This window comes from Aliiroseovarius conchicola (assembly GCF_041403445.1).
In the GTDB taxonomy this organism is placed as follows: Bacteria; Pseudomonadota; Alphaproteobacteria; order Rhodobacterales; family Rhodobacteraceae; genus Aliiroseovarius; species Aliiroseovarius conchicola.
In genome coordinates this window covers 19,382-32,036 of record NZ_JBGEHL010000002.1, presented here as the reverse complement: position 1 = coordinate 32,036, position 12,655 = coordinate 19,382, and the positions used below count along the sequence as shown (strand labels likewise).

Here is a 12,655-nt window from a genome sequence, read left to right as displayed (position 1 = left end):
AATTAATCATCCGCCTTGATTAGTCCCAACCCGCGCAGATAAATCCCGATCCCGCTTTCCAACAATTCTTCCGGCGGGAATGGGCTTTTCTGGCCCGGGCTGCCGCGCCCAAACAGTTCGACCACGCCGTGGCTCATCGCCCAGATATGAGCACTGACCATGCGGGCGGGCGGGCGTTTGTCCTCGGGGATATTGCGCGCCAACCTGTCGGCGGCTTTTTCCAACACGCCCATGGCGCGGCCAGCCACACGGGCGAGTTCGGGCGAATGGTTGGTCGAAATGCCACTTTCAAACATCGAGATGTAGTGTCCCGGATACTTTCGTGCAAACGCCAAATAGGCGCGCCCGGTTGCCTCAAAGCTGGCAAGCGCCGATGGCTTTCCCTTGTCATAAGCATATTCCATCAGGTCCGCGAATATCTCGTAGCCCTGACGCGCAGCCTCGGCAATCAAGTCTTCCCGGCCGGCAAAGTGGCGATAGACGGCGGCAGGCGTTACGCCTGCTTGCTTGGCCGCTTCTGACAACGTGAACCCGGTCGGACCTTTCGCCTCGATCAGCTCAAGTGCGGCGTCGACAAGGGCCTGTCGCAGATTGCCATGATGGTACCCGCGCTTAGCCATCCCAGATCTCGGGGCCTCCGCAAATCCTGGCGTCTGGCGCATGCGCGACATTCCCGTCTTTCCCTTCATAGTCAACGGCTTGAAGGACGCTCCTGATCGCCGCCAATCGGGCGCGTTTCTTGTCATCAGACCGAACAATCGTCCATGGTGCACGGGTGCGGTGCGAACGATCGAAAGTCTCTTTGATGGCGCTGGAATAGGCGTCCCATCGGTTCAGACCTTCAACGTCGATCCAGCTTAACTTCCATTGTTTCAGCGGGTCTTTCTCGCGCGAGAGAAACCGCCTAAGCTGTTCAGCCCGCCCGACGTTTAACCATATCTTTACCAAATGGATGCCCTCATCGACCAACATATCCTCAAACTCAGGCAACTGTCTGAAGAACGCCTCGCGCTGTGAATCCTCGCAAAAGCCAAACACCTTTTCGACCACACCGCGATTGTACCAGCTTCGATCAAACAAGACGATTTCACCGGACGAGGGCAACTCGCGTACGTAGCGTTGAAAATACCACTCGCCGGCCTCCCGATCCGAGGGTTTGGACAGTGCCACCACCCGCGCCACGCGTGGGTTCAGGTTTTCGCGAAACCGCTTGATCGTGCCACCTTTGCCCGCTGCATCGCGGCCCTCAAACACCACAACCACGCGCTTTCCTGTGGCTTTCACATCGGCTTGAAACTTGACGAGCTCTAATTGCAGGGCCTCGATCTCGGCCTCGTAGTCATCTTTGTTCATCGGGGCGTCATAGGGATAACTGTCGGATAGAATATCCTTCTTGCTCGCCTCTTTTATTGCGGTGCGCACGGCCTGAGGTGCACTCTTTTTATAAAATTCCGATATGGCACCATCGAAGGGCAATGACATACGCAAACTCCTGATTTCACGCCATTATGGGGCGTTAACCACCACTTGGCAATCACGGCACAACAATCAATTACGGCGGTCTTTGACCGTTTCGCCAATCCGATTGATATCAAAGGGTGTGGTCAGATACATCTCGTTGATCCAGTTGGCATAAAGAAGATGCCCGTGACTGCGCCAGCGGTTCTCGGGCGGGTTTTTGGGATCTTCATCTGGATAGTAATTCATTGGGATATTGATCGGCGCGCCCTTGGCGACATCGCGATCATATTCGCCCTTGAGCGTGCCTGTATCATACTCAAAATGATTGAAGATATACAGCGCACGATGATCGGTGTCCTGGACCAAACAAGGGCCGACCTCATCCGATCCCAGCAGGGTGGTCAGACCATTGGCCGCATCAATCTCGGACTGGCGCATTTCCGTCCAACGGCTGACGGGAACCACGCAGGTGTCGGAAAATCCACGCAGATAGGGCGAGGCCGGGGCCAAGTTCTTCTGCGGGAAGCATCCGAACGCCTTAGCGTCGAGGATGTGCTTTTTCACACCATGGAAATAGTTGATCATCGCCATACCACCCCAGCAGACGCCGAAGGTGGAATGCACGTTGGTCTGGGTCCAGTCGAAAATTTGACTGATCTCACCCCAATAGGTGACATCCTCGAAGTCCATATGTTCGATCGGGGCGCCGGTGATAATGAGGCCATCAAACTTTTGATCGCGCACGTCTTCCCACGGCTGGTAGAATGCCCCGATATGGGCCTGGCTTGTGGTCTTGGATGTATGCTCGGACGGACGGATCAATGTCAGCTCAATCTGAAGGGGATGGGCCCCGATCAAACGTGCAAACTGGGTTTCCGTCTCGATTTTCTTCGGCATCAGATTCAACAGAGCAATCCGCATGGGGCGGATGTCCTGCTTGGCGGCCTGATCCTCGGACATGACCATCACGCCTTCTTCGGTCAGCACATTTGCAGCCGGGAGGGTGGATGGAATCTTGATGGGCATGTCGATGTCCTTGGATTAAGTTATCAGATTAAGATGGGGATGGTTCAGGCCGCGTCAATAGCCGCCGCGATCATCCGCTCGAAGTCCTCAGGGCTTTTGATCGCCGCCACGTCATGGGCGCACAGCGTTACCCCGTAGCGTGCCATATGTTCATAGAGCGGCTGGCGATGCGCCAGCGCACGGGCATAGGTCCAGCGGATAAAGTGATTTGGGTCAACTTCACCCTCTGAAACACTGAATTCATTAATATATTCAGGCCAAACCTTTGCAAGAAACTCGGGCTGATAGGCCATAGGTTTGGGCGCGCGGTCGAAGCGTTCGATCAGATGCTGGGTGTGTTCGTCTGTCCCTTTGAGCCACACCAGCAAACAGTGTTGGGACAGATAGGAAATCAACGGATCGTTTTCACCCAACGCCGCGTCGATCCATTCGCAAATGGATCCGCCGCTGTCACAGATAAAATGCGGATAGCGATAGATATTCTGCGCTCGGTCGATGAACTGACCGGTATCCATCAACGCGGCGGTTTCGGCCGTTTTGAACTGATCCTGTCTGCGGCGGTATTCGCTGATGGGCATGCCGCCTTTCGCCTCGTCTCCGGGTTTGCCGAGGTAAGTCGAAACAGGTGTCAGATTATCAAAGCTGATTTTCGAGGTGATGCGGATCGAATCCGACAATAGAAGATCGCGCAGGAAAGGAACCTTCATCGCCTCGGCCTTGAAGTTGTCGGCGATATGTTCGCCCATATAGCGCGTGCCGATACGGTAATCGATGGAGTAGTGAAACCAATCGCCCTGAGCTCGCAGCAGATTGGACAGATAGGTCTTGCCCAAGCCGGACATGCCAAAGAACAGCACCCGCTTATGCGGGGCGTTCAACCAGTCCTTTGCGCCTTGGTAGAGCATCGCCATGTCCTTTCACTTCCAGCCCTTGGTAAATTGATGACAGGAAAGGGTCAAATGCTTCTCGCACAAAAGAAAACGCCCCGCGCAATGGCGGGGCGTTTGTGTATCAGTCGAAGTCTGGCGGTTTAGAAACCGATGCCGACGCTCAGACCAGCAGAGAGGGCGTCACCTTCGAACGGAACACTGCCCAAGGGCGTAACAACTGCCTTTTCACTGAACTTAGTATAGCGAACGCCTGCAGAAATTTTAACGTTGCTATCCGTTGTGTAAGTTGCGCCAAGTCCGATGGACTTCGAAGCCCCTGCCGGAGCAAGGAACGTATCGCCTGATTCAGCGCCGTCGGCATAACCAAGTGTCATGGCGACTGCCCAGTTGTCGTTCAGACGGCGACCCACACCCAGCTCATAGCTTGTGACGTCGTCAACGAAGTTAACCCAATTGATCGTTCCGAACGCGCTTGTGCTGTCAAGCGAGATGCCGTCGTATTTCGCGTAACGAACCGACCCGAAAAGCAAAGTGTCTTCAGCGATCCCGGTTTGGAAATCCAGATTGAACGCTTCGGGCATAGAAACCGAACCAATTGCGGCGGAAGCGCCACCCGTTGGAAGCAGCGGGTTGGGTGGGATACTGTGCGTGCCGGTCAATACATAGTCAATGCCGCTGAAATACGTCAGCGCGACGCGCAGCGCGATTTCTGGCCGTTCATAGGCAACACCAGCTACGCCACCCCATTTGGTGTCGCTTGAAGCATCCAACAGGCCGCTGGAGCTTAGGATCTGGCCCGAGACTGATTGCGCGAATGCACCACCATGGACCGAGAAGCCATTGCCCATTTCATAACGCAAGATACCAGTGATCTGGTTGCTCTTGATAAAGGCATAACCACCTGCAGCAGGACCATCGATGTATTCGATATCCGCGCCATAAGGCTGATCCCAGATCAACGCGAAGCTCAGGTTGTCGTTGAACTGTTGCTTATATCCAAACGAGAAGTTCGAGAACGGAGTAGCTGACTGCGTCGTACCCGTCACATCACTTGTAATGCTGGGGTTTGTGGTCGCTACGCTAAATTTGAAGTAGTTACCCTCTTCAAACAGAACGCTGATATCCTGACCGGAACGGTCAATCCCTGCAAAAGCGGTGGTTGTGGTGGCCGTCAGCAACGCTGCGGTTGTGAGTGTAAGTTTGTTCATCATTCCTCCCCTGAGACACAAACTGCCCGATAAACTTGTATGACACTGAAGCTATTTGTCGCGGTTGACTTTGGTCAATCGTTACCTAGGGTCATATAACGTAGCGTCGTTTATAACGCGTTAAGCGATGTTCAAAGGACACGCTTTTTGGCCAGAAAACACCGTCAATTCTTAGTTTAGCACAAAACGCGTTGCTATTCTTGCGCGAATTTTTCGCGTGCCTCCACCCGGATGTTATAAAGGTTCGCCGCGATAATCAGCACGCTGCCCAGGATCAGCGCCAGGCCGACGGGCTCATCATAAAAGACCGCGCCGATCAACGCGATCAAGGGCAGACGGGTGAAATCGATCGGTATAACGACCGACGCAGGGGCCATAGATAATGCGATGGTCATGCATGTATGCGCCAGCAGACCTGCACAGCCAATCAAGACCAACCAAGGCAGGGTTTGCGCCGTTGGCGCCGCAAAATCACCGTCATAGCCCGCGCAAATAAAACCAAACACCAGTTGAGTGGCCGTCAACCAAATGAGGATCGTCAGGGTCGACACGCTGCGGGTCAGCTTTCGTGTAAAAAGGGCAGTAAAGGCAAAACAAATAGCGGAGAGGGCCGCGGTCACGAGACCCACAGACAGACCCGCGCCGGACCCCGGCTGCGCGATGATCAGAATACCAACAAATCCCACAAGAGCACTGAGCGCGCGGGTGGCGGTCAACCGCTCTCCCAATACCAAGGGAGCAAGCGCCGCCACCCAGAGGGGCGACGTGAACTCCAACGCGAATACCTGAGCCAAGGGGATCACAGTGATGGCGTAGAACCAGAAATTCTGACCAGCGAAGTGGGCAACGTTGCGAAAAAGTTGAAGGCGAAGGTGACCGAAGCTGATCTTGCGAACCTGCCCGGTTGTCAAAATCACAGTTGTGACGATCAAGAAACCAACACAGGAACGATAGAACATCAGTTCAAACGTATCGAGCTCGGCGCTGACCACGCGGCCTGCAATCGCCATTGTCGAGAATGAAGCAATCGCGCCCGTCATCCACGCGGCCGCCCGCAAGGTTGGCGTCACGCCGGGACCTCGGTGATTTCATACTGACGCGGAATGCCTTCAGTCACCTTTGCCCAAGGGCTCGATTTCATACGAGCCTGATGCGCATCAAAATCGGAACGCGTGGCAAATCGTTCTGATACATTGAAACGACCAGGGATGATCGGATCTACTGTGACGTCGAACTCCAAACATCCGGGTTCTTGGTGAGTTAATGCAATATGGGCTGGCAACGCCGCCGTCACCTCGTCAAGACGGTCAGGTGGAACGTCGATATATCCGGTCAATACGATGTGAATGTTGCGCGTCATTCCCACTCGATCGTGCCAGGAGGTTTCGACGTGATGTCGTAAGTGCAGCGGTTAATGCCCTTCACCTCGTTGATGATCCGGGTTGAGGTTTCGCCAAGGAATTCATGGCTGAACGGATAGTAATCCGCCGTCATGCCATCCACCGAGGTGACCGCGCGCAGGGCGCAGGCAAAATCATATGTGCGACCATCGCCCATCACGCCGACGGTACGAACCGGCAAGATCGCGACGAACGCTTGCCAGATGTCATCATACAGCCCGTGCTTGCGGATTTGGTCGATATAGACGGCATCGGCCTCTCGCAGTATCTCAAGCTTTTCACGGGTGATCTCACCGGGGCAGCGGATCGCCAGACCGGGTCCAGGGAAGGGGTGACGACCGATGAAGCTTTGCGGCAGGCCAAGCTCGCGACCCAAAGCGCGCACCTCGTCTTTGAAGAGCTCACGCAGAGGTTCGACCAGTTTCAAACCCATCTTTTCGGGCAGGCCGCCCACATTGTGGTGGGACTTGATCGTCACCGATGGGCCGCCAGAAAAGCTAACCGATTCAATCACATCTGGATAGAGCGTGCCTTGGGCAAGGAACTCTGCGCCGTCAATCGTGTCGGCGTGTTTTTGGAACACGTCGATGAAGAGCTTGCCGATGATCTTGCGCTTGGTTTCGGGGTCCGACTGGCCGTCCAGTTCCCCCAAGAACAGATCGCTTTCATCTGCGTGGATCAGTTGAATGTTATAGTTGTCGCGGAACATTCCGACGACCTCGTCGGCCTCGTTCTTGCGCAAAAGGCCGTGGTCAACGAATACGCAGGTCAGCTGATCGCCGATCGCTTCATGGAGCAAGATGGCGGCGACCGAGCTATCGACCCCACCTGACAAGCCACAGATCACGTTCTTGTCGCCAACTTGTTCGCGGATCTTGCGGATCATCTCCTCGCGATAGGCGCCCATGGTCCAATCGCCTTTGAAACCGGCCAGTTTCACGAACTGCTCATACAGTTTGGCGCCATTGGGCGTGTGGTGAACCTCGGGATGGAACTGCACCGCATAGAAGTGCCGACCCTGATCTGCGGTGATCGCATAAGGGGCGTTGGGTGAGGTGCCGTAAACCTCAAAACCCGGAGCGATTTCAGATACATGGTCGCCGTGGCTCATCCAGACTTGTTCGTCACCGTCGGCATACCAGCCGTCTAACAGATCAAGCTTCTGCGTCTGGGTTACATAGGCGCGACCGAACTCGGCAGTGCCATGCCCGCTTTCGACCTTGCCGCCCAGCTGTTGCATCATCACTTGTTGACCGTAGCAAATGCCCAAAATTGGCACGCCGTAGTCGAATATCTCTTGTGGCGCGCGGGGCGACCCTTCGCGGGTCACGCTATCGGGGCCACCGGAAAAGATCACCGCTTTGGGTCCCATTTCCCGCACGAAATCCATCGTGACCTTTTGATAGGGGTGAATTTCGCAATAGACGTTCAGCTCGCGAAGGCGGCGCGCGATAAGCTGCGTCACTTGGCTGCCGAAGTCGATGATAAGAAGGCGGTCGTGGCTCTGATCTGTCATGGCAACCGATTAGGGCAGGGACCCTGCCAACGCAAGTCCTTCGGCCCGGCCATTTGCCCTAGGGCCGGGATTTTTCCACCTTTTCCGCCACAATGTCGTTTTTGCCCCCCGAAAGCCGCTTGAGAGCGGATTTGATCCGGTCACTGCGCTATCAGCAAATCAACAGGAAATTTGGAGGACATCCATGACCGAGGCACCAGCACGTCGTCGTGGTCGCGGGGGCGGCGGATCCGCCCGCCGGGCAGAGCGCAGCGCAGTATCGTTTGAAACTGCGAAATTCATCACACGCAACATTCCCAATCTCGAGATTCTCAACGAAGAAGCGATGGAAATCATCGAATATAACGCTGAGACAGTTCTTGAAGAGATCGGCGTGAACTTCGTTGAAAACCCAGCGGCGCTTGAGCGCTGGAAAGAAGCGGGTGCAGATGTTGACGGTGAGCGCGTACGTATTCCACGTGGATTGGCGCGTGAGCTGTGCAAAACGGCTCCAAGCTCGTTCACTCAGCACGCACGAAACCCAGAGCGTTCGGTGGAAATCGGCGGAAAAAATCTGGTGCTGGCGCCGGTCTATGGCCCCCCGTTTGTGCGCGATGCAGAAGGCGGCCGCCGCTATGCCACGATGGATGATTTCCGCAAGTTCGTGAAGCTTGGCTATATGTCGAAGTGGTTGCACCATTCTGGTGGCACCGTGTGTGAGCCGACTGATGTGCCGGTGAACAAGCGCCACCTTGATATGTTGCACGCGCATATGACGCTGTCGGACAAGCCCTATATGGGGTCCGTGACCGCGCCTGAGCGTGCACAAGACAGCATCGAGATGTCCGAGATTCTGTTCGGCAAGGACTTCGTGCGTGACAACACGGTGATGACCTCGCTGATCAACATCAACTCGCCCATGCAGTTTGATGACGTGATGATGGGCGCATTGGAGGTGTTTGCGGCCAACAATCAGGCGTCAATCATTTCGCCATTCATCGTCGGCGGGGCCATGGCGCCGGTTTCTGTTGCCGGGACGCTGACACAGGTTCTGGCCGAGGTGCTGGCGGGTGTTGCCTACAGCCAGCTGATCCGCAAGGGTGCGCCGGTGATCGCCGGAACGTTTGTGTCCTCGATCGACATGAACTCGGGTGCGCCAACATTTGGAACACCGGAAGCTGCTCATGTGACTTATGGTGCTGGACAGTTGTTCCGCCGCATGGGTCTGCCGTATCGGTCTGCTGGGTCGTTCAACGGGTCCAAACTGCCCGATGCGCAAGCGGCCTATGAGACATCGAACAGCTTGAACATGGGGCTGCTTGCTGGCGTGAACTTCATGTTGCACGCTGCTGGTTGGCTTGAAGGTGGACTGGTTGCGAGTTTTGAGAAATTCGTGATGGACGCCGATCAACTGGGCACGCTTCACCATTTGGCTCAGGGCGTACAAGTTGACGAGAATGCTCAGGCCATGGACGCCATTCGCGAAGTCGGACCTGGGGGCCACTATCTTGGGTGCGCACATACACAAGCGAACTTCAAATCCGCGTTCTGGCGGTCCGATCTTCTGGACTACAAGCCGTTTGAAACATGGGAAGAAGAGGGCGCGCGCGATACACAGGCGCTGGCAACTGCGAAAGTCGCAAAGATGTTGAACGACTATCAGCAGCCCGGCCTTGATCCCGGGATCGCCGAGGGTCTTCGCGACTATGTTGCAACCAAAAAAGAATCTATGCCGGATGCATTTACCTAAGACGGATCAACGTTCCCGATCCGTTCATACCGGTTAATAAACGAGTAAGGGGGCTTAACGGCCCCCTTAACTTTTGCATCAAATAATCTCAGTTAGCGGACCTCTCGTGGTCCTTGAGGCAGCAAGCGCATCTCTGACATCAAGGCGATCAATACCTCCACATGTTGCGAGATCGAATAAGACGCGTCTCCGGTTTTGCGCGTGTCTTCTAGTCTGGCTTCCTCGGCAAGAAGCCCATCTACAGCGCGTTCTGGCGATGGCGTGGCAGGGGTTTTCATGAGCTTTTTCAAATCCCTATCCCGATTGTAGTCAACCAAACCAAATCTGGCAGCGCGAACCAGAATGCGTGGGCGCTGAAGTGCTTTGAAACAGGAGAGAGCGTCGGTCATGAGAAATCCTTTCTGTGATTCCTCGTCATCATCACTCAACCAGCGCGGGTGTTGCGTCGACCTCTTTTCGGCGTTCGCAGCCTTTAAGATTTCTTACCGACTTGGCAACAATCCTTACTGGGTATCAGCAAGGTTAACGAACCGCTAACCAATCAAATGATAGGTCTATTCGGCTCAAATTCAACCTGCGGTTGCGCGGTGGGGATATCGCGGACCCGCGAAACGCCTATTGGAAGGGGCTTGAATGCAAAACGCGACGCCATCTGGGATTGAACACAACACTGTACTGCGCTGGCTGCCCGACGAAGTTCATCTGTACCTAAAACACACCGAAAATGGTGCGTCAATCAGGTCGCTCGCGCGTGATATGGGGGTTCATGCTTCTACCGTCATGCGACAGGTGCGAAAGACCGAAGCGCGCCGTGATGACCCACTGGTCGACGCATTGCTTACGCGGCTCGGCGAAGGGGTGCGGGACGGCCAAACCAACATGACCGAGGCCACAAGCGGACCGATCGCAGACGACGATGATCCCGTATCACCACATCTGGTCCGATTGCTACGGGCTATGATGAACCCAAACGCTGTTATGGTGGTTGGACAGGGTGTAGACACGGCGGTCGTTTTGGCGGCCAACGGCAATGACGACCCGAAAACGCTGGCCAAGGGGCCGACCGAAGTGGTCGAAGTTATGGCGCTACGCGGATGGATCGAAGGCAACACCAATGCCCGGATCTGCCGCTATCACATCACGCCCGAGGGTCGGATCGCGCTAAACAAGATGCTGGCACAAATCGAAACGCGCGCGACCGGGTTTGCCGAAGCACAATCAAACTTTACGGGCGCGCCAATCAAAGGGCGGGCAGGCGATAGTCGTACGACACGCCAAAGCGCGGGGCGACCGGTTGGGGCCGACAGCCCAGTCCGGGTCCTTGGACGCGCCAAGGGAAGCCAAAAGCCGTACTTGGATCCGGATCTGGTGGCTGCCGCAGAGCGATTGAACAGGGATTTTGTTCTTGGTCAGTATGAGCTTTCGGGTTCGGCCACTTGGGAACGGATCAGGGAAGCTACGCAAAAGCACAAAACCACCGGCAACCCGGCTGATCGCAAACTGGACGCGCGCTCGCGGTTTTCGCAAGCCGTCACGGCTTTGGGGCCTGAACTGGCGCAAATTGCCTTAGCGGTATGCTGCCATGAAAAGGGGATGGAGCGGATCGAGGCCGACATGTCTATGCCCGCCCGGTCAGGAAAATACATGCTGCGGGTCGCGCTGAACTACTTGGCACGCCACTATGATCAGCTTTCAGGCGAAGATCACGATCTCATATACTGATACAGCCCGTCAGTTCGCGAAGCGCCGACGGAAGCTCGGCCAGACCGCAGACCTTGAATGACAAGCCGGGGTAAAGCTGGCGCAGCTCTCGTGTGATGATGGCAGGGTTAGGAAGGTCATCGGCCAGAATCAAATAAGTCCCGGCAAACCCGATTTCGTGCAGGGTCTGGCCAACTTCGATACAGTCCATGTCGGCGTGGAACAGTTCTGAAATCGCAACCGAGACGCCAAGTTCGGCCAGTCCAGCCTGACCCAATGCCCCGAATTGCCGATGTGACATTGGGAGTGTCCGGTACATATCGCATTGTATTTGCTTAACGAATGCATCGTTGCCCAACGCAAGCAGCAATGGCCTATCAATGCCTGTATTCGTCATCGTCCCGCCTTGGGTTTCGAGGGCGGCTCCGCCCCCTTTTGTCGCTCGAAGGTGGCCTCTGCGGGCCGGGGCCGTCATATGTGCAGCCCTGTGAAAATACACATATAAGGCGATTGCTGATTATTCAATTCCTCTTATTAGCGCTTTTGTTACATGAGTAATATTTGACGTTGCGGCGAATACGGGTCATCTCATGCGAGAACCTGTTTGATTCCAAGCAAGGACCACCCCATGGCCCGTGACGTCATAAACGCCATCCCGATCCCAGCCATGCTGGTTGGATCAGATCTTCGAATTCAAGCACAGAATCAGGCTGCACTGTCTTTGTTCGGCGCAGATTTGGTCGGGCGACATGTTGCGACGGGCATTCGACAACCGGCGATATTGGATGCGGTCGAAGCTGTAATGGCCACGGAAAATGCTCGAACCGCGCGACTGCTGTCCGGAGACGCTGGGCGTGAAAGCACATATGATGTGCATCTTGAACGGGTTGGCGATCAAGGTGTTGTGCTCCTGACATTTCTCGATGTGACCTCGCACGAGCAAGCCGGGCAGATGCGATCAGATTTCGTCGCGAATGTTAGTCACGAGTTGCGCACCCCGCTGACCGCCTTGTCCGGGTTCATCGAAACCTTGCGTGGTCCGGCGCGGGACGATCCAGACGCTCGGGCGCGTTTTCTGGACATTATGGACGCCGAGGCCAATCGAATGAATCGGCTGGTGACTGATCTATTGTCCCTCAGCAGGGTCGAAGACATGGCTGGTTTGCGCCCCAAAGATCACGTCGAGCTTGATCAAGTCGTCCAGATGGTGATGAACGCATTGACACCGACCGCCACGGCCCGCGACGTCTCTTTTGACTTTCAGGTTTCGCTGAAGCGCCCGGTCGAAGTAATCGGCGATCAAGATCAACTCACACAGGTCATGACCAATCTGATCGAAAATGCCATCAAATATGGCCGTGAAGGTGGTTCGGTGCACGTCTGTCTAACATCCGCCACGGATATTCCCGCGTTTAAGGGTACTGGAGTGAAAATCACGGTTACAGATGAAGGCGAGGGGATTGATCCCAAACATCTTGGCCGACTGACGGAACGCTTTTATCGCGTCGACAGCCATCGTTCACGCGAGATGGGCGGGACGGGGTTGGGGTTGGCGATCGTCAAGCATATCGTCAACCGTCATCGCGGACGCCTTAGAATTGAAAGCCAACCCGGCAAAGGCAGCACGTTCACAGTGGTGTTGCCAATGGTTGCATCTTCATCTAGCGACTAACGCCTTTGTACACGGGTGTCTCGTCGGGCACGGTCGATGGCGCACCGCAAAA

At 55.4% G+C, this 12,655-nt stretch carries 13 protein-coding genes; 3 read left to right on the top strand and 10 right to left on the bottom strand.

The genetic code is table 11. The annotated features are described in order from the left end of the window. Nucleotides 1–2 precede the first annotated feature (2 nt). From V6N04_RS03105 to guaA, 8 genes are all read right to left on the bottom strand, one after another. Entirely contained in the window at nucleotides 3–620 is a 618-nt protein-coding gene (locus tag V6N04_RS03105; protein ID WP_371168669.1) for a TetR/AcrR family transcriptional regulator, read from the bottom strand. After that, nucleotides 613–1,482 carry a polyphosphate kinase 2 gene (gene ppk2, locus V6N04_RS03100; protein ID WP_371168668.1) on the bottom strand — a complete coding sequence of 290 codons (870 nt, stop codon included), beginning with the start codon at nucleotides 1,480–1,482 and terminating at the stop codon, nucleotides 613–615. Before ppk2 ends, V6N04_RS03105 begins: the two co-directional genes overlap by 8 nt. A gap of 66 nt (nucleotides 1,483–1,548) precedes the next feature. Further along, a complete protein-coding gene (locus V6N04_RS03095) occupies nucleotides 1,549–2,487 on the bottom strand; it encodes a homoserine O-succinyltransferase (protein WP_371168667.1) in 939 nt (312 codons plus the stop codon). Between the two features lie 44 nt (nucleotides 2,488–2,531). After that, nucleotides 2,532–3,392 (bottom strand): ATPase, encoded by an 861-nt coding sequence (locus tag V6N04_RS03090; protein WP_371168666.1) that lies wholly within the window; start codon nucleotides 3,390–3,392, stop codon nucleotides 2,532–2,534. 125 nt (nucleotides 3,393–3,517) lie between these two features. After that, nucleotides 3,518–4,585: an OmpP1/FadL family transporter gene (locus tag V6N04_RS03085; RefSeq protein WP_371168665.1), complete on the bottom strand. Its 1,068-nt coding sequence runs from the start codon at nucleotides 4,583–4,585 to the stop codon at nucleotides 3,518–3,520. A 194-nt stretch (nucleotides 4,586–4,779) separates the two neighbouring features. Beyond that, the gene (locus tag V6N04_RS03080) at nucleotides 4,780–5,655 is read right to left on the bottom strand and encodes a DMT family transporter (protein WP_371168664.1); all 876 of its coding nucleotides are present in this window, start codon (nucleotides 5,653–5,655) and stop codon (nucleotides 4,780–4,782) included. Beyond that, complete coding sequence (locus V6N04_RS03075) at nucleotides 5,652–5,945, bottom strand: putative quinol monooxygenase (protein WP_371168663.1); 294 nt, start codon at nucleotides 5,943–5,945, stop codon at nucleotides 5,652–5,654. The genes V6N04_RS03080 and V6N04_RS03075 overlap by 4 nt, the downstream gene beginning before the upstream one ends. Beyond that, nucleotides 5,942–7,501, bottom strand: a complete 1,560-nt coding sequence (guaA, locus tag V6N04_RS03070; RefSeq protein ID WP_371168662.1) for a glutamine-hydrolyzing GMP synthase — start codon at nucleotides 7,499–7,501, stop codon at nucleotides 5,942–5,944. Before guaA ends, V6N04_RS03075 begins: the two co-directional genes overlap by 4 nt. 184 nt (nucleotides 7,502–7,685) lie before the next feature. On the opposite strand from guaA, the gene V6N04_RS03065 reads away from it, so the two are divergent. Further along, complete coding sequence (locus V6N04_RS03065; protein ID WP_371168661.1) at nucleotides 7,686–9,230, top strand: trimethylamine methyltransferase family protein; 1,545 nt, start codon at nucleotides 7,686–7,688, stop codon at nucleotides 9,228–9,230. Between the two features lie 92 nt (nucleotides 9,231–9,322). Here V6N04_RS03065 and V6N04_RS03060 read toward each other — a convergent pair whose 3' ends face one another. Beyond that, on the bottom strand, nucleotides 9,323–9,619 hold the full coding sequence (locus tag V6N04_RS03060) for a DUF6477 family protein (protein ID WP_371168660.1): 297 nt from the start codon (nucleotides 9,617–9,619) through the stop codon (nucleotides 9,323–9,325). Nucleotides 9,620–9,863: 244 nt separating this feature from the next. Between V6N04_RS03060 and V6N04_RS03055 the strand changes: the two genes are divergently transcribed. Continuing rightward, entirely contained in the window at nucleotides 9,864–10,952 is a 1,089-nt protein-coding gene (locus V6N04_RS03055) for a DUF6456 domain-containing protein (protein ID WP_371168659.1), read from the top strand. Here V6N04_RS03055 and V6N04_RS03050 read toward each other — a convergent pair. Then, the gene (locus V6N04_RS03050) at nucleotides 10,942–11,328 is read right to left on the bottom strand and encodes a hypothetical protein (protein ID WP_371168658.1); all 387 of its coding nucleotides are present in this window, start codon (nucleotides 11,326–11,328) and stop codon (nucleotides 10,942–10,944) included. The two genes, V6N04_RS03055 and V6N04_RS03050, sit on opposite strands and share 11 nt — an antisense overlap. A 231-nt stretch (nucleotides 11,329–11,559) precedes the next feature. Between V6N04_RS03050 and V6N04_RS03045 the strand changes: the two genes are divergently transcribed. Beyond that, entirely contained in the window at nucleotides 11,560–12,603 is a 1,044-nt protein-coding gene (locus V6N04_RS03045; RefSeq protein WP_371168657.1) for an ATP-binding protein, read from the top strand. The last annotated feature ends 52 nt before the right edge of the window (nucleotides 12,604–12,655 follow it).

Excerpts from the sequence above, each read along its gene's own strand:
- guaA (WP_371168662.1), bottom strand. The coding sequence starts at position 7,501 with ATGACAGATCAGAGCCACGACCGCCTTCTTATCATCGACTTCGGCAGC.
- ppk2 (WP_371168668.1), bottom strand. The coding sequence starts at position 1,482 with ATGTCATTGCCCTTCGATGGTGCCATATCGGAATTTTATAAAAAGAGT.
- V6N04_RS03060 (WP_371168660.1), bottom strand. The coding sequence starts at position 9,619 with ATGACCGACGCTCTCTCCTGTTTCAAAGCACTTCAGCGCCCACGCATT.
- V6N04_RS03050 (WP_371168658.1), bottom strand. The coding sequence starts at position 11,328 with ATGACGAATACAGGCATTGATAGGCCATTGCTGCTTGCGTTGGGCAAC.
- V6N04_RS03045 (WP_371168657.1), top strand. The coding sequence starts at position 11,560 with ATGGCCCGTGACGTCATAAACGCCATCCCGATCCCAGCCATGCTGGTT.
- V6N04_RS03075 (WP_371168663.1), bottom strand. The coding sequence starts at position 5,945 with ATGACGCGCAACATTCACATCGTATTGACCGGATATATCGACGTTCCA.
- V6N04_RS03065 (WP_371168661.1), top strand. The coding sequence starts at position 7,686 with ATGACCGAGGCACCAGCACGTCGTCGTGGTCGCGGGGGCGGCGGATCC.
- V6N04_RS03105 (WP_371168669.1), bottom strand. The coding sequence starts at position 620 with ATGGCTAAGCGCGGGTACCATCATGGCAATCTGCGACAGGCCCTTGTC.
- V6N04_RS03055 (WP_371168659.1), top strand. The coding sequence starts at position 9,864 with ATGCAAAACGCGACGCCATCTGGGATTGAACACAACACTGTACTGCGC.
- V6N04_RS03085 (WP_371168665.1), bottom strand. The coding sequence starts at position 4,585 with ATGAACAAACTTACACTCACAACCGCAGCGTTGCTGACGGCCACCACA.
- V6N04_RS03090 (WP_371168666.1), bottom strand. The coding sequence starts at position 3,392 with ATGCTCTACCAAGGCGCAAAGGACTGGTTGAACGCCCCGCATAAGCGG.
- V6N04_RS03095 (WP_371168667.1), bottom strand. The coding sequence starts at position 2,487 with ATGCCCATCAAGATTCCATCCACCCTCCCGGCTGCAAATGTGCTGACC.